Below are 18,398 nucleotides of genomic sequence, written 5' to 3' on the forward strand. Positions count from 1 at the left end.
GCGCCGGGCCGCGACGCCTGGTTCACCCTCGCCGATCGGTGGTCGCGGCGGTGGTACGACCTGTCCGAAGGGGCATGTCTTTTGCGCGGCCTTGGCCGGGCCCGCGAGTTGGCGTACCCTCGCGCGCCATGTCGAGTCTGACGCCGAGGGACATCGCGGTGCTCGAGGAGCGCCGCCAGGCCGAGTGCACCGTGACTGCCGCGCTGGTGTCGGAGCCGATCGCGGGCGGGTTCATGTCGGTCAGCGGCGTCGGCTCGTGGACCAATCAGGCGTGCGGGCTCGGCCTCGCGGGGCCGGTCGCGGAGGCGGAGGTCGACCGCCTGGTCGAGTTCTACGCCGGCCGCGGCATCGAGCCGAAGATCGAGGTGAGCGCGTTCGCCGACGAGACGCTGCTGGCGGGGCTGGCGGCGCGAGGGTTCGTGCTGCGCGAGTTCGAGGCGGTGCTGGCCCGCCCGCTGGCGCCGGGCGAGGACTTCGCGCCGGCGCAGGGCTGGCCGCCCGGCATCACGTTCGCCCGCGTCGACCCGCGCGACGCGGCGCAGGTCGAGGCGTTCGTCGAGGCGTCGACCTGCGGCTTCCGCCCCGAGGGCTCGCCGGTGCCGGAGGAGCTGGCGGCGGCGTCGCGGCGGATGATCGCGCAGCCGCGGACGGAGTGCTTCCTCGCGCTCGACGGCGCGGTGGCGGTCGGCGGCGGCTCGCTCGACGTCGGCGAGGGGGTGGCGGCGCTGCTGGGGACGTCGGTGCGCGCGACCCACCGCGGGCGGGGGATCCAGCAAGCGCTGATCGCGATGCGCCTGCGCGCGGCGCAGGCCCGCGGGTGCGCGGTGGCGTGCATCCATTCGCGCCCGGGCATCCCGACCGAGCGCAACGCGGCCCGCATGGGGTTCGCGCTGGTCTATCACAAGGTGGCGCTGGTACGGCCGGGGCCCGGCCTGGCGCCGTCGCCGTGAAGGACGGCGATGTTCACGAGCCTGCTCGACGACCGGATCCGCGTGGCCCGCGGGTCCCTGGCGCCGGCCCGCGCGGCGGAGCTGATGGCGGCGCTGCTGCGCGACACGCCGTGGCTGGCGGTCCGCTACGAGAACGACGGACGCCCGCGCGAGCTGCCGCGGCTGACGGTCAACTACGGCGAGCGGTCCTATGATTATTCGGGGCTGGTGTTCACGCCGCTGCCATGGACGCCGCTCCTGGCCGAGCTGCGCGCGCTGGCCGAGGCGGCCGCGGAGACGCGCTTCAACGCGCTGATCGTGCAGCTGTACCGCGACGGCGAGGACGGGGTGAACTGGCACGCCGACGACAGCCTCGGGGTGGGCCGCGATCCGATCATCGCGTCGCTGTCGTTCGGGGCGACGCGCAAGTTCCTGGTGCGGCCCAAGGGCGCCGCCGAGCCGTGCCTGACGCTCGAGCTGCACGCCGGCGACCTGCTGGTGATGCGCGGGGACCTGCAGCACTCGCACCAGCACAAGGTGCCGCGCGAGCCGGAGGTGAAGGCGCCGCGCATCAACCTGACCTTTCGGACATTGTCAGGACCGGCGCCGCAGCCGGCGGTGGCGCACGCGAGCCGGGTGGTGCGCTGGCCCGAAGACGGCGAGTGAGGCGAGCGCTGGCCGGGGCGATGGTGCACGGATCGTTCGCCTCGTTGCGAGGTCTCCTCCCGTCCACGGGCGGTCGTCCCGAATCCGCCGGGGCCCAATTGCGGCTGCTCGCGCCGCCGTCGGCGCCTCGGATCAACCCTGGAAGGGCGCGGCGAGCGGCAAGGTGATGACGAGCGCGGCGCCGCGGCCGGGGTTGGCGTCGACGTGGATCGTGCCGCCGTGGGCGTCGACGATCCGGCGCGCGATCGCCAGACCGAGGCCGGAGCCGCCGCGCCGGCGCGCCGGGTCGGCGGTGTAGAACTGCTCGAACACGTGTGGGCGATCGGCGTCGGCGATCCCGGGGCCCTGGTCGCGGACGACGATCTCGACGCGCGCGCCGTAGCGGCGGGCGACGACCTCGATGATGCCGCCGCACGGCGAGAACTTGAGCGCGTTGTCGAGGACGCACAGCAGGGCCTGGGCGATCCGCTCGGGGTCGATGTGAACCGTGAGCTCCTCGGCGAGGTCGAGGACGAGGGAGACGCGGCGGTCGAGCGCGCGGCCCTCGATGGCCCGCGTGGCCCGCTCGAGGACGGCGCGCAGCGAGGCGTCGACACGCTCCAGCCGGGTCGAGCCGGCCTCGAGGTGGCCGAGGTCGAGGAGGTCCTGGATCAGGGTGCGCAGCCGCGTGGTCTCGTCGACGGCGGTGCGCAGGAACCGGGTGCGCAGCTCGGGGTCGTCGCCGGCGCCGCCGTCGAGCGCCTGCAAGGTGACGTGCAGGTTGGAGACGGGGGTGCGCAGCTCGTGCGAGGCGTTGGCGAGGAAGGTGCGCCGCTCCTGCTCGAGCGCGGCCAGCCGCTCGGCCATGCGGTTGAGCTCGGCCGCGAGCTCGCCGAGCTCGTCGGGGCGGGCGATCGCCAGCCGCGTGCCGAGCTCGCCGCGGCCGAGAGCGACCGCGAAGTCGCGCATCTGCTGGATCGGCCGCCCCAGGCCGCGCGCGAACCAGGCGACGAGGCCGGCGCCGACGGCGAGGATGACCGCCAGGGCGACCAGCACCGTGACGATGGTCGCCCGCAGGTGCGCCTGCAGCTGCGCGAGCGACCGCGACATGCGGACGGCGCCGAGCAGCCGCTCGTGCCGGACGATCGGGACCGCGTGGTAGATGCGATCCTCGTTGTCGCTGAGGCCGACGGCGATGCCGGTGACGGCCCGCCCGGCGAGCGCGTCGGCCATGCCCGGGACGGCCGGCCAGACGATCGCGTTCTCGGCCGGCTCGTGCTGCGAGGTGGCGAGCAGCCGCCCGTCGGGCGCGATCACCCGCAAGGCGATGTCCTCGGGGGCGCCGTAGCGCTCGACCAGGACGCGCAGGCGGACGAGGTCGCCCTGCTCGAGCAGGTCGCCGGCGGTCTGGGCGATCGCGTGGGTGCGGGCGCCGAGGTCGGTCGCGGCCGAGGCGAGGTAGAACCGCTGGAAGGACCACAGGACGACCGACACCAGGGCGCCGGCGCACAGCACCAGCAGGCCGAGGGTGGTGACGAACAGGCGCCGGCGGACGCCCATGCGCCCGAATCGTCGCTGCACGCGCGCGTGGGCCGGCATGACGGGCTCCGGAGGCGATCAGGACGGCAGGTCGTAGCGGAAGCCGATGCCGGGGACGGTGAGGACGAGGCGCGGGTGGGCCGGGTCCTCCTCGATCTTCTCGCGCAGGCAGCGGATGTGCACGGCCAGCAGGGTGTGGCCGTCGGGCGCGCCCGGGCCCCAGGTGCGCTCGATGAGCTCGGTGCGGGTGACGACGCGGCCGGGGTAGGAGAGGAGGAGCCGCAGCAGCGCGTACTCGGCGGCCGAGGTGGCGATCGGCCGGCCGCGCACGAGGATTGTGGCGCTGTCGAGGTCGACGACGACGCGGCCGCCGTCGAGGCGCCCGCGCGCGGGGGTCCGCTCGTGCGCCGCCATCCGCGGGATCGGGGCGTGGCGCAGCAGCTCCTCCATGCGCTGGACCAGCAGGCGATCCTCGTCGAGGAGGCGCTGGGCCTGGTTTCGCCGCCGCAGCACCGCGCCGACGCGGGCGACCAGCTCGGGGGTGTCGAACGGCTTGGTGACGTAGTCGTCGGCCCCGACGGTGAGGCCGTCGACCTTGTCCTGGCCGCGGTCGCGCGCGGTCAACATGACGACCGGGACGTCCGAGACGGCCCGCAGCCGGCGGCAGACCTCCATGCCGTCGATGCCGGGGAGCATGAGGTCGAGGATGACGACGTCGGGGTGACGGCTGTTGGCCTGCTCGAGCGCGCCGGCGCCGTCCTCCGCGGTGGTGACGCTGTAGCCCTCGCGCGTGAGCGCGTAGGTGAGGCTGGCCCGCAGCGGCTCTTCGTCGTCGACAATGAGGACTCGCGGCATGAAGTGTTGATTGGGGGACGAGCGCGCGGGCGCAAGGTGAGTTATGCGTCCGCGGCCGGGCCCGGCGCCGAGGCCAGGCTCGCGGCGGCGGTCCGGGCGCGGTTCAGGAGTGGCGTGAACTGCGCCGCATTTCGGCGCTGGAAGCGCAGGGTGCGTCACTGCACCGGTTCGTCGAAGTGGACCGCCCAGTTGTGGAGCGTGTACCCGTGACGGCTGACCGTGGCGTCGGAGTCGCGCAAGTTGCCGCGGGCGCCGGTCGTCGGGCCCGCGCTCTGGCCGGGGACGCCGGTGGCGGCGTAGCGGACGCGCTGGTTGCCGCCGACCGGCTCGCCGGCGAGGGTGAGCTGCACGCGGGTCGGGCCCGCGAGCGCGACGGCGGCGATCGCCGGCGGTGCGCCGCTGCTGTCAGTGAACTCGAAGCCGTAGTTGCCGGGGTTGGTGACGAGCACCTCGTCGAGCATGAGCGGCGGGACGGGCACGTCGAAGTCGACGGTGACGACGGCGCCGGCGCGGGTGACCGCGCGCGGGGCCAGCGGCCGCCACGGGACGCCGTCGATCAGGACGGAGCGATAGACCTTGGCGTAGTACTCGCCGAGCCAGCGCTCGCCCTCACCGGTGAGGTGGACGCCGTCGACGTAGGGGAAGACGTACTTGGGGCCGACGACGTGGATCCGGTCGGGACGGGCCCGCGCGGCCGCCAGCTGCTCGAAGGGGATCCGCGAGACGGGGCTGCCGTACATGGTCCAGCTCGACATCTGACACAGGAACATCGACACCGGGTAGGGCTGACCGGTGAGCGCCTTGACGTCGGCCTCGTAGTCGCTCTGCCAGGCCAGCAGGTCGTCGGCGTAGGCGAGGTTGTTGCCGACGTGGTCGCTCTCGCCGTGGATGATGGCGACCGCCCGCACCGCGTAGACCTCGCCGCTCATGGCGGCCAGGGCCACGCCGGCGCTGACCTGGGCCAGGCCGTCGGCGTACGGGGCGGTGCCCTTCTTGAGCGCGGCGTAGGGCTGACCGCCGACGCCGTGGGCGGAGGCGAGGATCTTGTGGCTGCTCCCGCGGGCCTGCTCGAGCTGGCTGACGAGGTTGGCCGCGCCCGAGGCGATGGTCTCGCCCTCGGCGCCGTTCCAGGTCTCGACCAGCGGGATGAAGCCGGTCAGGCCGACGCCGCCGGCCCGCACGCCGGTGTTGAAGGAGACGTTGGTGAACGGCTGAATGGCGCTGACGACCGCCGAGCCGGAGCCGGTCGACAGGCTCTGGCCGCTGATCAGCAGGTGGTGCAGGCCGACGCCGACGCACTGGCCGTGGACGCACGGCTGTCCCGAAGGACAGGGGCTGTCGCAGCCGCCGCAGTGGGCCTCGTCGTTGTCGACGTCGACGCATTGCTCGCCGCACAGGGCCTGCTCCGCGGCGCAGGTGGGCGTGCACGCGGCCGCGACGCAGGCGACGCCGGGCGGGCAGGCGCGGTCGCACTCGCCGCAGTGGGCGGGGTCGTTGTCGAGGTCGACGCAGCCGCCGGCGCAGGCGGCCCGGTCCGCGCCGCAGGCGACGCTGCACTGTCCTTCGAGACAGGCGAGCCCGGGGTCGCACGGCTGGTCGCAGCCGCCGCAGTGCGCGGGGTCGTGCGCGAGGTCGACGCAGGCGTCGCCGCAGACCGCCAGGGGCGCCGGACAGGCGCCCTCGCCGGTGGTGGGGACGCCGCTGCTCGTGGTCGAAGTCGGCGGGCCGCTGACCGCGGTGGCGCTGCCGGCCTCGCCGGTGCCGTCCTCGGTGGACGTGCCGGCAGCGGAGGGACAGGCGCACAAGAAGGCGAGCAGGAGCGAATGGCGGGCGGACACGGCCCACCATCGATCGGTTGCGACGGCGGTGCAAGCCGACGGCGCGCAGGCGCGCCCGCGCTGCGGTCCATGTCTCGACGGACATGTCATGGGGGCCATCCGGGGCGCCGGCCCCGGGGCCGACTGAGCGCCTGCGCTCGCGCTCGTGCGCGTCGCTGCGCGCGGCTCAGGGCGCCCCGTCCGCACGTTGCCGCCCGATTTTCCCGGCGTCGCCGCGCGCTGCGAGGATCGGCGCCCAATCATCGATCGCCCGCCGGCGGCGGGCGCACGTCCCACGCTCCCATTCATGCAACCACGAGAGTTCGTGAACACGAAGAAGATCGAGGCGACCGGGAGCAGCGTCGTGCGCGCGGAGCCGGACGCGGCGATCCTGCGGCTCGGCGTGACGACGCAGGCCGAGCACCCGGCGGAGGCGGTGGAGGAGAACGCCGAGAAGATGGCGAAGGTGATCGCGGCGGTGAAGAAGCAGAAGCTCGGCGAGGCGGCGATCCAGACCGCGGACCTGCAGCTCGAGTCGGTGACCAAGTGGGACGAGGACACTCAGACCGAGATTTTGGTCGGCTATCGGGCCACCAACGTGATCAGCGTGACCGCGCCGATCGACAAGGCGGTCGCGGTCTATGACTCGGGCGTGGCCGCCGGGGCCAACACCGCCGGCGGGCTGCGCTTCATCGTCAACGACGACAAGAAGTACCGCCGCGACGGGCTCGGGCAGGCGACCAAGGTGGCGATCGACGAGATCCACACGGTCGCCAAGGCGCTCGGGACCAAGATCGAGGGGCCGCTGATGGCGGAGGTGCTGGAGGAGGTCCCGCCGCCGCTGATCGACTACCACTTCTCGGCGGCCGAGGAGGTCGGGGCGGCGACGCCGATCATCCCGGGGCGGATCGAGATCACCTCGCGCGTCCGCGTGGTCTACGAGATCAAGGCGACTTGACCGGCTCGCCGTCGCAGTGCGGCCGCAGCTGCTCGAGCATGCGCTTGCAGGCGTCGGCGAGGCCCGGGTCCTTGTGCTCGTCGTGCATGTACTTGAGCCAGGCGGCCTCGTTGACGGCGAAGCGGCGCCGTCCGCTCATGATCTCGGGCTTCAGCCGCTCCTCGCAGGCGGCGTAGCGGAGGATGTAGACGTCGCAGGCGGGCGCGCCGATCGGCAGGTGGGCGCGCAGGTCCGGACGGACATGTTCCGAAGTTCCTGTCGCTTCGGGCATGTCCGAAGGGGCCTGTCCCGAAGGGCCGACCGCGGGCGGCGTCCTGTCCGACGATGCAGGCTCCGGCGGAGGCCCTCGGGGAGGATCCTCTCCGGCCGGCGTCGGGGTGGCGGGGCCGGCGGGTTCGGGGGCGCAGGCGGAGCCGGCGACGAGGAGGAGGACGGCCGCGAGCGCGCGCACCGGGCGAGGATAGCTCAGGGCGGGGGTGGTCGCGCGGCCGCGTGTTCGCGCAGGGCGGTCATCAGATCGCCCCACCACAGGCCGATGCCGCGGAGGAACGCGGGCGCGGCCTGGCCGTGGCGGACGGGGTGGTCGGGGCGGAGCTCGCTCCAGCCGCGGTGCTGGACGTGGACCATGGTGCCGTCGCCGCTGGGCGTGAACACCACCTCGACCTCGGTGCGCTCGCTCGGGGCGAAGTTGCTCGCGCGCCACTCGAACACCAGGCGGGTCGGTGGTTCCCACACCAGCACGCGGCCGGTCTCGACCACGCGCTCGCCGTCGTCGGTCGTGAACGACTCGAACAGGCGGCCGCCGACCTGCGGCTCGAGGTGGATGATCCCGCGGTGCTTGCCCGCCACCCGGTATCGGCTGCCGCGGCGCCACCATTGATCGATCTCCTCGGTGAAGATCGAGAACGCCAGCTCGGGCGGCACTGCCACCGACACCGTCACGTTGGCCGCGTCGCCGCGGATCCGCGCGCTCATGGTCTTCGCTCCCGGGCCCGGCGCTCGGCGTGGGCCTTGAATGCTTGCAGTTGGTCGGTCCAGAAGCCCTCGACCTCGTCGAGCCAGCCGCGCAGGCCGGCGAACGGCTCGCGCTCGAGGCGGTAGACGCGGACGCGGGCGTCGTCGTCCTGGGCGTCCTCGCGGACGAGCCCGGCCTTGCGCAGCACCCGGAGGTGGCGGCTCATGGCCGGGCGCGTCATGTCGAGCGCCTCGGCGATCTCGCTGGCGCGGCGAGGGGCGCGGCGCAGCAGGTCGACGACCCCACGGCGGGTGGGGTCGGCGAGCGCGGCGAGGGTGCGGTCGAGGTCAGCTGCCACGCGGCCTCGGGTCGCGGATGCGCTGCATGAACCACCACTGGTGGCCTTCTGGGTCGAGCGCGCCGTAGCTGCGGTCGGACCAGTACTCCTCGCCGTAGTCCGAGGTGGTGGGCTCGCGGAACACCCGGGCGCCGCTGGCTCGCGCGTGGGCGCAGTGAGCGTCGACGTCGTCGACGAAGACGCACAGGGTCTGGGTGTTGCCGCCGCCGACGCTGCGCGGGCTGACATGGTGCTTCTGGTAGCTCTCGCGCTCCGGGTCGCGCGCCCTGGTGCCGCCGACCATCACGAGGCCCTCGCCGAACACCAGCTCCGAGTGGACGATGTCGCCGTCCTCGCCCTCGACCTTGAGGCGGACCTCGAAGCCGAAGGCGCGGCACAGCCAGTCGATGGCGGCGGCGGGGTCGTCGTAGAAGATCGAGGAGGAGATGCGGGGCCATCCGGTCGGCGTGCTCTTCATGAGGTGCTCCGTTCGTTGCAGGTTCGAGTAATAGTTAACCCAACAGAGAATCATTGTCAAGCGCGTGAACTCCAAGGCGTCGGGCCCCGGAGTTCGCTCGGAGGCGCGAATCACTTGGCGGGGGCGGGGCCGGCGAGGGCCTCGTCGAAGCGCTTGACGTAGGCGGCCTGGGCCTTGGCCTTGGCCGGCGCGTCGTCGGCGACCGGCTCGATCACCGCCGCCAGCGCCTTGAACAGGGCCCGCCGCTCGCTGCCCGAGGGGGTGCCGGAGATCCGGCGCAGCAGCTCGACGATCGCGGCGAAGTGGGCCGCGTGGCGGTCGACCGCCTTGCCGATGTCGGTCAGGTGCGTGCGCAGCAGCGCCGCGTTCTTGGGGTCCTCGGGACCTGTGCTTTCGGCCAGGTCGACGATCAGCGCGTGGGCGATCCCCGACGGGTCGTCCTTGACCGGCTCGAGCTCGAGCAGCAGCGACGCGCCGCGCGGGGCGGCCGAGGCCTGGGCCGGCTTCTTGCCCCTGGCCTTGCTCTGGGCCTGCTTGAGCTGCGGCTGCAGCCTGGCGGTGTCGGCGGCGCCGCGGACCGCCGCGCCGGCGAGGCGGCCGAAGCGGAGCTCGAGCTCGGTGAGCGGGCGACCCGGCTGCTCGGCGCCCTCGCTGGCGGCCAGCACCGCGGCGAGGTCGGCCTCGGTGACGGGGGCGTCGTCGGGGCTGATCAGCAGGTCCTGCACGCCCTGCAGCTCGCGCACGAGGTCGCGGGCGCGGGCGTGGACCTCGTCGCCGCGCACGACCTCGTCGACGCCGCTGCCGGCGAGCAGGCGGAAGTGGTACGGCGACGGCTCGCCGCGGCGGAGCAGGCCCCACACCTCGGCGCGCGTCTGCTCGTGGCGCAGGCGCGGCTCGTCGGGATCGCCGCCGCGCTGGATCACCGCGTGCTCGAGGCGCAGAACGTTGGCCGGCGCGTCGTAACCTGCGGGCCGCCCGGGGTGGTCGCGGAAGTAGGCCAGGTCGTAGACCGTGCGGGTGTCGCCGGCGGCGCGCAGCTGCTCCGACAGGCGCCCGAGCGGCGAGCCGCTCTCGGCCTTGATCCACAGCGCCGCGACCTTGTCGCCGCGCTCGACGTCGTGGACGATCGACAATTCGCCGAGGCGCTTGGAGGCGGCGTCGAGCAGCGGGGGCGTGAGCTTGTCGAGCTCGGGCTTGCCGGCGCCGCCCGGCTGGGCCGCGGCCTGCTCGAACTGGCCGGCGAGATCGGCGTAGCTGCCCTTCGGCGCCGGCTTGCCGGCCGGGGCCGCGCTGCTCGGGCCGGCCCCGCCGCCGGACTCGGGCGCGGTCGCGGCGGACTTGTCACATGCTCCGAGAGACAGGGCCCAAAGCGCAGATGCGAGGCATGACGAAAGGGCAGGGGATCGTCGCATGCGGGCGACTATGCCACACGCCCGGCGGGCGAGGACGCGCGCATGCGCACGGCGCCGCGGGCTATCATCGCGCGATGATTCGTGGCCGTTCGTCTCTGGTTTTGTCCGTCCTCTTGCCCTGCGTCGCCTGCGGCGACGACACCACCGCCACCACCGAGTCGGTGTCGACCACCGACACGAGCCCCGGCACCACCGACGACGCCAGCACCGGCGCGCCGACCACCGAGGCGCCGACCACCGGCGAGCCGACCACCAGCGCAGTGAGCGACAGCGAGACCGGCACGACGACGACGACGGGCGAGACGACGACGACCACGACGGGCGAGACGACGACGACCACGACGGGCGAGACGACGACGACGACGGGCGAGACGACGACGACCACGACGGGCGAGACGGCCGCGGACACCAGCACCAGCAGCACCACCGGCGGCGAGTGCGAGGACGGGCCCGACGGCGACGGCGACGGCGTGCCGGACGCGTGCGACGTGTGCCTCGAGGGCGACGACACCGTCGACGGCGACGGCGACGGCCTGGCCGACGCGTGCGACCCGTGCCCGAGCGACGCGAGCAACGACAGCGACATGGACGGGGTGTGCGACGGCGAGGACCTCTGCCTCGAGGGGCCCGACGACGTCGACGTCGACATGGACGGCACGCCGGACGCGTGCGACGACGAGGTCGACCTCGGCATCGACACGCCGATCGACGACTATGACGTGGCGGCCGACGGCGCGCTGGTGATCGTCCGCGGCGACGCCGGCGCGCTCAAGGTGACCTGCTGGAACGGCGACGGCACGGTGCGCCGGCCCGAGTTCACGGCCGGCACCTACAACGCGGGCCAGGCCCTCGGGGCGAAGCCGGAGATCCACATCGCCCGCGAGGCGCAGAAGGTGCTGGTCACGTGGTTCGACGACGGCGGCAACCCGGTCAACAACCGGATCGCCTACTCGCTGCTGTCGAACGAGTGCCAGCCGATCGTCACCGGCGAGACGGCGATCGCCCTGCCGGAGGCCTACTTCGAGTTCCACAACGCGGCGATCGACGCCGCCGGCAACAGCGTGATCACGGTGTCGCCGAACCAGACCCTGATCACCTTCGTCGACGCCGACGGCCTGGCCGGGGCGCAGCAGGAGGCGTTCGACATCGACGCGACCTACGGCGACCACGTCGCGGTCAACCAGGCCACCGGCGAGGGCATCGTCGCCGCGCAGATTCACAGCGGCAACGGGATCTACTACCGCCGCTTCAAGGCCGCCGGCGCCGGCTGGATCGACCCCGGGCCGGTGCAGCTGCCCGTCAACTATCACTACTGGTACGACGGCTACACGGTGGGCATGAACGACCAGAGCGAGTTCGTGTTCCTGTGGCGCTCCGACGGCACCACCCTCGACATGCGGTTCTTCGCCGCCGACGGCATGGCGGTCGAGGACGTGCAGCGGACCACGATCGACTTCGAGGGCTGGAACGGCGGGCACTGCTACGATTCGTTCCGCCGCCGCCACCAGGAGATTCCGCTGCGCGGCGACGACTTCGTGCTCGGCGAGGTCTACAACTGGATCACGCCGCAGCAGAACCGCGTGGTCCACCACTTCGCGTACTCGCCGGCGGGCGAGCTGCTCGGCGAGGGCGAGACCGACGTGAACCTCGACGAGGGCCTGACGATCCGCGTCGACGGGCTCGGCCGCAGCTTCCTGCGCGGGCCGAGCGGGATCGTGGTGCGCGCCGACTACCCGTGAGCCTCAGGCGGCGTGAGTGGTCGGCTGGGCGGCGGCGAACACGTCGATCATGGTGCGGTTGAACGCGGGGATGTCGTCCGGCTTGCGGCTGGTGACGAGGCCGCGGTCGAACACGACCTCCTCGTCGACCCAGGTGGCGCCGGCGTTGCGGAGGTCGCTGCGCAGCGACGGCCACGACGTCAGCTTGCGCCCGCGCACCCCGCCCGACTCGATCAGCGGCCACGGGCCGTGGCAGATGGCGGCGATCGGCTTGTCGCTGGCGACGAAGTGACGGATGAACTTGATCGCGGCCTCGTCGATCCGCAGCTTGTCGGGGTTGATCACCCCGCCGGGCAGGAGCAGCGCGTCGAAGTCGACCGCCCGCGCGGCGCTCAGCTCGAGGTCGACCGGGAACGAGTCGCCCCAGTCCTTGAAGTTCCACCCGCGCACGCGGCCCGACTCGGGCGAGACCAGGACGGTCTGCGCGCCGGCGGCGTCGAGCGCCTCGCGCGGCTTGACCAGCTCGACCTGCTCGAACCCCGATGCGACCAGGATCGCGACCTTCTTGCCCTGCAGCGGTGTGGAACCCATGTTCGAAGTCTCTCCCGCCCATGGCATGGGCGAGTTCCGGCGACGCGCAAGCGAGCGGGCCGCGCGGCAGGCTCGGCCGTCATGCGAGGTCGGTCGCATGGATCGCCGTCGTCGCAGGTCCACCCGATGCTCGCGTGGGTGAAGGAGACCGTCGCGCCCGGCGAGCTGCGCGTCCTCGGGACGAGCGCTCAGCGAGCTCGACGGTATCGCGAGGTCCGGGTGCGGACAATGCGGGGGGCGTCACGCGACCGGCGAACTCACGGGGCGCTGTCGCCCTTCGAGCGACGGATCGGTGAATTCGCAGCGGTGCCCCGCGCAGTGGATCATGGGCCGCTCAATTCGATGATGTGTGCATTCATCGGTGTACGGGTATTCGTCGGTTCGAGGGCTCCGCGCGGTGACGCCGCCGGGCCGTCCGCAGCGCGCGGCTTGCCGGCGGCGGGGCGGCCCGCGTACCCTCCGCGAATGTCCATTGTCTATCGTTCGACCGCGATCCTCGTCGGCGGGCTGCTGACGGCCTGTCCTTCGCAACCTGTCCCCGGGGACACAGACACCGAGACCGAGACCGACGGCGCGACCGCGACCGACTCCGGCGGCGAGACCGAGACGACCTCGAGCGGGGGCGTGCCGACCACCGGCGACCCGACCGAGGGCCCGGGCGAGACGACGACGACGACCGGTGAGACGACGACGACGACCGGCGAGACGACGACGACGACCGGAGGCGAGAGCACGACCACCGAGGGCGTCAGCGCGACCGAGACGTCGACGAGCACGGGGGAGGAGACGGCGACGAGCACGGGGGAGGAGACGTCGACGAGCACCGGGGAGGAGACGTCGACGAGCACCGGGGAGGACACGTCGACGAGCACGGGCCCGGACACGAGCACCTCGGGCGGCTTGCCGACCTGCGGCGACGGGGTGGTCCAGCCCGGCGAGCAGTGCGACGACGGGGCCAACGCCGACGTCGACGACGGCTGCCTGCCGAGCTGCGAGCTCGGCATGGGCGCGCCGCTCGACCCGCTGGTGATCCCCAAGCCCGAGCAGGCTGACGACCTGCGTTGCATGGCGCCGCTGCCGGGATGGTTCCTCGACGCGTCGGCGATGATCGTCGGTCGCGCTCTCGCGGACTTCGGGCCCGAGGGCCAGACCGCGTCGCAGCTGTTCGAGGTGTCGCTGCCGTGGGGCGACGACCCGGCGCTCTGGGACATCACGGAGTGGGCCGGCGAGCACGGGCGGGTGCCGCTGCAGGCGCAGGGGGTCCAGGGGCACGCGGTGTTCGCCGGCCTGGTCGACACGGAGGCGCAGCAGCCGGGCTCGGGCGGCCACCTGTGGCTGGCAGGCGTCGGCGGCGACGGCACCACCGAGTTCTCGCAGGACTTCGAAGACCTGCCGATCGCGGTGACCGACATGCAATGGTCGGGCGGCGACATCGCGCTCGTCGGCAACGACGCGGCCGGCGGGGCCGGGGCGTGGGTGCTCCGCTTCGACGGGGCGGGCGCGCTGATGTGGCAGCACGACGCGCCCGTCGGCGTCGGCTGGAGCATCCGCTACCGCGGGGTGGCGATGGACGACGGTGGCACGATCTACGCGGTCGGCGAGCGCCACGCCGACGACGCGTCCTCCGACCAGCTGTTCCTCGAGGCGCTGTCGCCCGAGGGCCTGCCGCTGTGGGACGTGATGCTGCCGTCGCCGACGCACGCGCACGCGCTGCCGAGCGACGTGGTGGTCACCGGCCAGACGACGCTGGCGGTGGCGATGTCGCAATTCGACACAGATGTCCTTCAGGACAGCGTGCTCGGCTACGCGATGTTCGCCGCGGCCGACGGGGCGCAGGCGTGGTGGCAGGAGTGGGCGCCCCCCGACGGCTGGTCGGTGGTGGCCGGGCCGGTCGACGCCGAGCCGTTCGGCGGGCTGTTCGTCGGCGCCGGCGAGCACGACGGCGACCAGTCGCGCACGCGGGTGCTCCGCGTCGACAAGGACGGGGCGGTGCTGTGGGCGACGAAGCGCCCGGGCGGCGACGTGCGCGACCTGCTGTTCTTCGGCCCGCCCGAGCGGGTCTACGCGCTCACGAAGGACGCGATCCTGCCGTTCGAGAGCTGGTGATAGGCTGTCCTCGAAGACATGTCGGCGGAGCGCGCGGCGCGACAGCCGCGGTCGCAAGGGGTCGAGCGCCGGCACGGGGTGCAGGCGCTCGCATGTCGGGCGCTCATCGTCGGGCCGCGAGGTCGGATCATCCCGCGGCGAGCGTGAATTTGTGGATGTCCTGAAGGACATGTCCGAAGAACGCCGCGGCGCGCCACCCGGCGGCGCTCCGGTCGCGGGGTAGCGAGGCCGGTGCAGCCGGCGCCGGCCTTTCACCCGCGCCTCGCTCTGCGCCGTGTCGGACACCCGGATGCGTGCTGCCACGTCCGTCGCGGACATCCGGCCGCCGACGCGGCGGCGCTCCGGATCGCGAGCCGCGACGCGTGCAGCGGGGCTCGTCGTGCCGGATCGACCGTCACTGTCGTCATCCCACATCCGTCGCGGCGCGACACGGCAGCGACCGCCGCGCGAGCGACGGCGGGGCCGCAGTTGTGGTGGATCCGACAGCGGTCGCCTCCGCGGGGCTCCGTCGCCTGGACAGATTTGCCGGCGGTGTGACGCTTGGAATCGTATGACCGCATCGACTCGATCCGTCGGCGCCGTGCTCCTCGCCAGCGCGGCGCTCGCCGCCTGTCCGGACGACTCCGGCCCGCCGATGTCCGACCCCACCGATTCGGCGACCACGAGCAGCGGCGCGGTCACGTCCGGCGGCGATGTCGACACCGAGGCGACGACGGCGGGTGAGCCTGTCCCCGAGGACAGGCCAGATGTCCCGCAGCGGACGCGCGTCGAGCGGCTGCTGGCCGCCCTCGACGCGGCGATGTACGGGTGCCCCGAGCGCGCGTGGCCCGACGTGGCCGACAACTACCGCACGCGGCAGGTGGTGCTGACGTCGGAGGCCGACGACCTCGCCTGGGTGTGGAACGACCAGAGCGGCGAGGGGACGCCGCCGGTGGTCACGGAGCGCGAGCTGGGCGAGCTGCCGGACGAGTGGACGTCGTACTTCAACGTCGGCGAGCTCGACGGCGTCAAGTCGCTGGGGATCTCGCTCGACCAGACGCAGGCGCAGAACGACTGGTGGCTGAACCAGGGCGGGATCCTGTGGCCCGATTTCGCGGCGTCGCTGATGTTCCACGAGGGCTTCCACTTCCTCGCCGATCAGGACGACTGGAGCGCCGGCGACGGCAGCCGCTCGGCGCCCTATCCGGAGCCGTGGGAGCCCCGCTATCTGCGCCGGCAGCTGATCCAGGCGCTCGCGGCGGAGCTGGAGGCCGAGGGCTCCGCCATGACCGCGGCGGCGCACTGGCAGGCGCGCCTGCAGTCCGAGTACGCGGCCGAGATGACGGCGATCCGCAGCTATGATTGCACCGAGGGCTCGGCCGAATACGTCAGCCTGATCATGAGCGCGATCGCCGAGCTCGGGTGCGACGCGGCCGACGCGGACGTGCTGGCCCTGGCGCGCTCGCACCTCCCGGACGGCCTGTTCCTCACCGACGGTTCGGTGTTCGACAGCGACCTCGAGCCCTACGAGCTCGGCGTGGTCGCCGGCCTGCTGCTGCGCCGGGCCGGCGCGGCCGGCTGGGAGCTGGCGGTCGAGAAGGGCGCCGCGCCGGCCGACCAATTGCTGGACGGGGTGGTCCCCGCGCCGCAGCCCGACGACCCGGCGGTCCAGGCCGCCGCGCAGGAGGTGGTGGCGGCCCGCAACGAGGCGGTCGCAACGGAGATCGAGCCGATGCTGGCCCGCATGAAGGACCCGACGTACACGCGCGTCGCCGTCCGCTTCGACTGGATCGCCGGCTCCTTCGGCGTCGGCGGGTTCTACTACCTGGCCGACGACCCGCTGCAGTCGGAGGTGATGCAGAGCTTCTCGGCGGTGTTCAGCACGCCGTCGCAGGTGACGATCGACGTCACCGAGCAGACAGTACTGACCGGCGTGGCGACGCCGTGCGCGCTCCCCCAGGGCTACTCGATCGTGTTGACCGTGCCGACCGCGGCGCTGACGATCACCGGCAGCGCCGCGACCTCGACCGACGCGGCCGTGTCATTCGCCGCGCTCGCGGTCGAGCCGACCATGGGCGCCGACAATCTGCCGTGGCTGTGCCCGATCGAGGCCGGCGGCGCGAATGGTGCCCCGGCGCCGGCGCCCGGCAATCTGCACACCCTGCGCCACGGCGACCCGCCGCTGCGGGCCCGGGTCCGCGTCGACCCGGCGGGCTGAATCGCCGACGAGAGGGCGAGTTCGCGCGGACTTTGCGCGAATCTGCGCGTGTTCTGCGCGATCTCGCGCAAAAATACTTGACACCGCGCGCGGTTCCGCGCCACGCTCGGATCATGCGCCTCGCCGCCGACGCCCCCACGCCCGACTGGGACTCCTTCGAGTTCGCGTTCGAATGTGCAGACCTGGAGGTGCGCTCCTACTACGATACCGTGACCGGAGAGGTGTGCGTCACCGGCCCGTTCGAGGACGACCCCGGGGAGCGCGAGCGGATCGACGCCGACCCCGGGCGGTACCTCGAGATCGATCGCCTGCCCTTGCGCGAGCAATTTCAATGGATGGAGCGCTTCGCCCTCGAGGAGGTCGGCGACGGGCGGCTGCGCGAGCGACTGCTGCGCGCGCTGGGCGGCCGCGGCTCGTTCCGCCGCTTCAAGGACGCCCTGCTGGCGGATCCGCAGGAGCGCGAGCGGTGGTTTGTCTACCACGCGAGCGCGCTCCGCCAGGCGATCGAGCAATGGTTCGCCGAGCGCGACCTGGCGGTCGGCGCGGCGCCGCCGTGGACCCGCGTCGCCGATTGAGGGTCGGCGCCGCTACGGCATGTTCGACATCGGGCTGATCGACAGCTCGAGCGGCGCGTGCCCGTTGTAGCCCAGGCCGTGCTGGTTCCAGACCATCTCCTCCGGCGGCGGCTGGATCCGCCCGGCCTCGTCGGTGGCCCGCGTCATCAATCGATAGTGCCCGGGCTCGGCGTTCTTCCACCCGATCTCGAAGCGGACCCACATCATGGGTTCGGCCTCGTGGAGCAGCTTCGCCGCGCGCCAGGCCGGATCCCAGACGGTCATCCATCGGCCCGGCGCCATCTCTCGCTCGATACAGACCTCCACCTGCTGGATCGCCCCGGCGCCCGACCACGCGCGGCCGTGGAGCGTCTGGTCGCCGGGAAAGATCGTGATGTTCTCGGCCAGCTCGAGGGCGCTGCGCACGGGGCCCACCGTGGCGAGGATCTCCTCGGGGTAATCCGGGCCGGCGAGGACCTGGTTGCGCTGGAAGTGCGAGAGCGGCAGCGGGTCCTTCGAGACCTCGATGCGGCCGAGCCACTTGACCGCAGAGTTGCCGCCCCAGCCGGAGAAGATGGCGCGCAGCGGGAAGCCGTGATCGATCGGCATCGGCTCGCCGGCCATCTCGTAGGCCAGCAGGGTGTCGTCGGCGAGGACCTTGTCGATCGCGATCACCTGCGAATACGGCAGCTTGCCGGCGGTGGTGGTGATCGAATCGAGGCTGATGAACTCCGCGTTCGCGGCCTGTTCGAGCCCCGCCGCGTCGAGCACGTCCTTCACCCGCACGCCCGTCCACTCGGTCGCCCCCACGGCGCCGAAGTGCCATTGAGTCCAGCCGACGGGCAGCCACTTCAGGCTCCCGTACGGCGAGACCTTGGGGAAGAAGGCGCGACAGTTGACGCCGCAGTCGAGGACGCGGCGGAGGGTGACGGAGGGGAGGGCGAGCAGCTCGTCGTAGGTGAACGAGCGCGGCTCGGCGACGGCGCTGCCGCCCACGTGCAGGCGCCAGGCGGCGACGTCGAGCTTCGGCGCGGCCGCCCGGCTGTGGATGTACATGCGATCGTTGGGGACGAAGTCGCCGTACTCCTTCACCGCGCCGAAGTTCATCTCCTCCGAGCCGTTTCCGCGCGAGATGAAATAATCGGAGGGCGTCGGCTGGACGACATAATTGATCGGTGGCTTCGGCGGCACGGGTCCCCCTTGCGCTCTCGGATGGCGAAATTGCGCAATGTCGACCTCCAAAGCTATCACCGGGCGACGTCGCGTCAACGCGGCGAGGCAGCGATCGGACGGGGGGGAAGTCGCCC

At 72.8% G+C, this 18,398-nt stretch carries 17 protein-coding genes; 7 read left to right on the forward strand and 10 right to left on the reverse strand.

Annotated features, from left to right (window positions below; all coding sequences use genetic code 11):
• Nucleotides 1–128 precede the first annotated feature (128 nt).
• Both O0S08_RS11415 and O0S08_RS11420 read left to right on the forward strand, forming a co-directional pair.
• Nucleotides 129–950, forward strand: a complete 822-nt coding sequence (locus O0S08_RS11415; RefSeq protein WP_269039112.1) for a GNAT family N-acetyltransferase — start codon at nt 129–131, stop codon at nt 948–950.
• Nucleotides 951–959: 9 nt separating this feature from the next.
• Nucleotides 960–1,595, forward strand: coding sequence for an alpha-ketoglutarate-dependent dioxygenase AlkB family protein (locus O0S08_RS11420; protein WP_269039113.1), 636 nt, complete (start codon nt 960–962; stop codon nt 1,593–1,595).
• A 132-nt stretch (nt 1,596–1,727) separates the two neighbouring features.
• Here the strand turns inward: O0S08_RS11420 and O0S08_RS11425 are convergent, their stop codons facing one another.
• From O0S08_RS11425 to O0S08_RS11435, 3 genes are all read right to left on the reverse strand, one after another.
• On the reverse strand, nt 1,728–3,173 hold the full coding sequence (locus O0S08_RS11425; RefSeq protein ID WP_269039114.1) for a sensor histidine kinase: 1,446 nt from the start codon (nt 3,171–3,173) through the stop codon (nt 1,728–1,730).
• A gap of 18 nt (nt 3,174–3,191) precedes the next feature.
• Nucleotides 3,192–3,968: a response regulator transcription factor gene (locus tag O0S08_RS11430; protein ID WP_269039115.1), complete on the reverse strand. Its 777-nt coding sequence runs from the start codon at nt 3,966–3,968 to the stop codon at nt 3,192–3,194.
• Between the two features lie 155 nt (nt 3,969–4,123).
• On the reverse strand, nt 4,124–5,806 hold the full coding sequence (locus tag O0S08_RS11435; RefSeq protein ID WP_269039116.1) for an MXAN_6577-like cysteine-rich protein: 1,683 nt from the start codon (nt 5,804–5,806) through the stop codon (nt 4,124–4,126).
• A gap of 286 nt (nt 5,807–6,092) precedes the next feature.
• Between O0S08_RS11435 and O0S08_RS11440 the strand changes: the two genes are divergently transcribed.
• Entirely contained in the window at nt 6,093–6,743 is a 651-nt protein-coding gene (locus O0S08_RS11440) for an SIMPL domain-containing protein (RefSeq protein WP_269039117.1), read from the forward strand.
• On the opposite strand, the gene O0S08_RS11445 is transcribed toward O0S08_RS11440, so the two are convergent.
• The 5 genes from O0S08_RS11445 to O0S08_RS11465 form a co-directional block, all read right to left on the reverse strand.
• Nucleotides 6,730–7,014: a hypothetical protein gene (locus O0S08_RS11445; protein WP_269039118.1), complete on the reverse strand. Its 285-nt coding sequence runs from the start codon at nt 7,012–7,014 to the stop codon at nt 6,730–6,732. The two genes, O0S08_RS11440 and O0S08_RS11445, sit on opposite strands and share 14 nt — an antisense overlap.
• 194 nt (nt 7,015–7,208) lie before the next feature.
• Nucleotides 7,209–7,718: an SRPBCC domain-containing protein gene (locus O0S08_RS11450; protein ID WP_269039119.1), complete on the reverse strand. Its 510-nt coding sequence runs from the start codon at nt 7,716–7,718 to the stop codon at nt 7,209–7,211.
• On the reverse strand, nt 7,715–8,056 hold the full coding sequence (locus O0S08_RS11455; RefSeq protein ID WP_269039120.1) for an ArsR/SmtB family transcription factor: 342 nt from the start codon (nt 8,054–8,056) through the stop codon (nt 7,715–7,717). The genes O0S08_RS11450 and O0S08_RS11455 overlap by 4 nt, the downstream gene beginning before the upstream one ends.
• Nucleotides 8,046–8,513 (reverse strand): VOC family protein, encoded by a 468-nt coding sequence (locus O0S08_RS11460; RefSeq protein ID WP_269039121.1) that lies wholly within the window; start codon nt 8,511–8,513, stop codon nt 8,046–8,048. The genes O0S08_RS11455 and O0S08_RS11460 overlap by 11 nt, the downstream gene beginning before the upstream one ends.
• 110 nt (nt 8,514–8,623) lie before the next feature.
• A complete protein-coding gene (locus O0S08_RS11465; RefSeq protein WP_269039122.1) occupies nt 8,624–9,925 on the reverse strand; it encodes a hypothetical protein in 1,302 nt (433 codons plus the stop codon).
• A gap of 74 nt (nt 9,926–9,999) precedes the next feature.
• Between O0S08_RS11465 and O0S08_RS11470 the strand changes: the two genes are divergently transcribed.
• Nucleotides 10,000–11,664, forward strand: coding sequence for a hypothetical protein (locus O0S08_RS11470; protein WP_269039123.1), 1,665 nt, complete (start codon nt 10,000–10,002; stop codon nt 11,662–11,664).
• 3 nt (nt 11,665–11,667) lie between these two features.
• Here the strand turns inward: O0S08_RS11470 and O0S08_RS11475 are convergent, their stop codons facing one another.
• Nucleotides 11,668–12,234 carry a type 1 glutamine amidotransferase domain-containing protein gene (locus O0S08_RS11475; protein ID WP_269039124.1) on the reverse strand — a complete coding sequence of 189 codons (567 nt, stop codon included), beginning with the start codon at nt 12,232–12,234 and terminating at the stop codon, nt 11,668–11,670.
• A gap of 465 nt (nt 12,235–12,699) precedes the next feature.
• On the opposite strand from O0S08_RS11475, the gene O0S08_RS11480 reads away from it, so the two are divergent.
• The 3 genes from O0S08_RS11480 to O0S08_RS11490 all read left to right on the forward strand — a co-directional run bounded on the left by O0S08_RS11480 (nt 12,700) and on the right by O0S08_RS11490 (nt 17,112).
• Nucleotides 12,700–14,340 (forward strand): hypothetical protein, encoded by a 1,641-nt coding sequence (locus tag O0S08_RS11480; protein WP_269039125.1) that lies wholly within the window; start codon nt 12,700–12,702, stop codon nt 14,338–14,340.
• A 550-nt stretch (nt 14,341–14,890) separates the two neighbouring features.
• The gene (locus O0S08_RS11485; RefSeq protein WP_269039126.1) at nt 14,891–16,537 is read left to right on the forward strand and encodes a hypothetical protein; all 1,647 of its coding nucleotides are present in this window, start codon (nt 14,891–14,893) and stop codon (nt 16,535–16,537) included.
• Between the two features lie 113 nt (nt 16,538–16,650).
• Nucleotides 16,651–17,112: a UPF0158 family protein gene (locus O0S08_RS11490; RefSeq protein WP_269039127.1), complete on the forward strand. Its 462-nt coding sequence runs from the start codon at nt 16,651–16,653 to the stop codon at nt 17,110–17,112.
• Nucleotides 17,113–17,124: 12 nt separating this feature from the next.
• On the opposite strand, the gene O0S08_RS11495 is transcribed toward O0S08_RS11490, so the two are convergent.
• Nucleotides 17,125–18,282 carry a molybdopterin-dependent oxidoreductase gene (locus O0S08_RS11495; protein WP_269039128.1) on the reverse strand — a complete coding sequence of 386 codons (1,158 nt, stop codon included), beginning with the start codon at nt 18,280–18,282 and terminating at the stop codon, nt 17,125–17,127.
• Between the last annotated feature and the right edge of the window lie 116 nt (nt 18,283–18,398).

The sequence above is a fragment of the Nannocystis punicea genome (assembly GCF_026965555.1).
In the GTDB taxonomy this organism is placed as follows: domain Bacteria; phylum Myxococcota_A; class Polyangia; order Nannocystales; family Nannocystaceae; genus Nannocystis; species Nannocystis punicea.

Bases quoted from the DNA above. Each gene is read 5' to 3' on its own strand.
- O0S08_RS11445 (WP_269039118.1), bottom strand. From the start codon at position 7,014: ATGCCCGAAGCGACAGGAACTTCGGAACATGTCCGTCCGGACCTGCGC.
- O0S08_RS11480 (WP_269039125.1), top strand. From the start codon at position 12,700: ATGTCCATTGTCTATCGTTCGACCGCGATCCTCGTCGGCGGGCTGCTG.
- O0S08_RS11490 (WP_269039127.1), top strand. From the start codon at position 16,651: ATGCGCCTCGCCGCCGACGCCCCCACGCCCGACTGGGACTCCTTCGAG.
- O0S08_RS11485 (WP_269039126.1), top strand. From the start codon at position 14,891: ATGACCGCATCGACTCGATCCGTCGGCGCCGTGCTCCTCGCCAGCGCG.
- O0S08_RS11415 (WP_269039112.1), top strand. From the start codon at position 129: ATGTCGAGTCTGACGCCGAGGGACATCGCGGTGCTCGAGGAGCGCCGC.
- O0S08_RS11470 (WP_269039123.1), top strand. From the start codon at position 10,000: ATGATTCGTGGCCGTTCGTCTCTGGTTTTGTCCGTCCTCTTGCCCTGC.
- O0S08_RS11475 (WP_269039124.1), bottom strand. From the start codon at position 12,234: ATGGGTTCCACACCGCTGCAGGGCAAGAAGGTCGCGATCCTGGTCGCA.
- O0S08_RS11460 (WP_269039121.1), bottom strand. From the start codon at position 8,513: ATGAAGAGCACGCCGACCGGATGGCCCCGCATCTCCTCCTCGATCTTC.
- O0S08_RS11450 (WP_269039119.1), bottom strand. From the start codon at position 7,718: ATGAGCGCGCGGATCCGCGGCGACGCGGCCAACGTGACGGTGTCGGTG.
- O0S08_RS11425 (WP_269039114.1), bottom strand. From the start codon at position 3,173: ATGCCGGCCCACGCGCGCGTGCAGCGACGATTCGGGCGCATGGGCGTC.
- O0S08_RS11440 (WP_269039117.1), top strand. From the start codon at position 6,093: ATGCAACCACGAGAGTTCGTGAACACGAAGAAGATCGAGGCGACCGGG.
- O0S08_RS11420 (WP_269039113.1), top strand. From the start codon at position 960: ATGTTCACGAGCCTGCTCGACGACCGGATCCGCGTGGCCCGCGGGTCC.
- O0S08_RS11430 (WP_269039115.1), bottom strand. From the start codon at position 3,968: ATGCCGCGAGTCCTCATTGTCGACGACGAAGAGCCGCTGCGGGCCAGC.
- O0S08_RS11465 (WP_269039122.1), bottom strand. From the start codon at position 9,925: ATGCGACGATCCCCTGCCCTTTCGTCATGCCTCGCATCTGCGCTTTGG.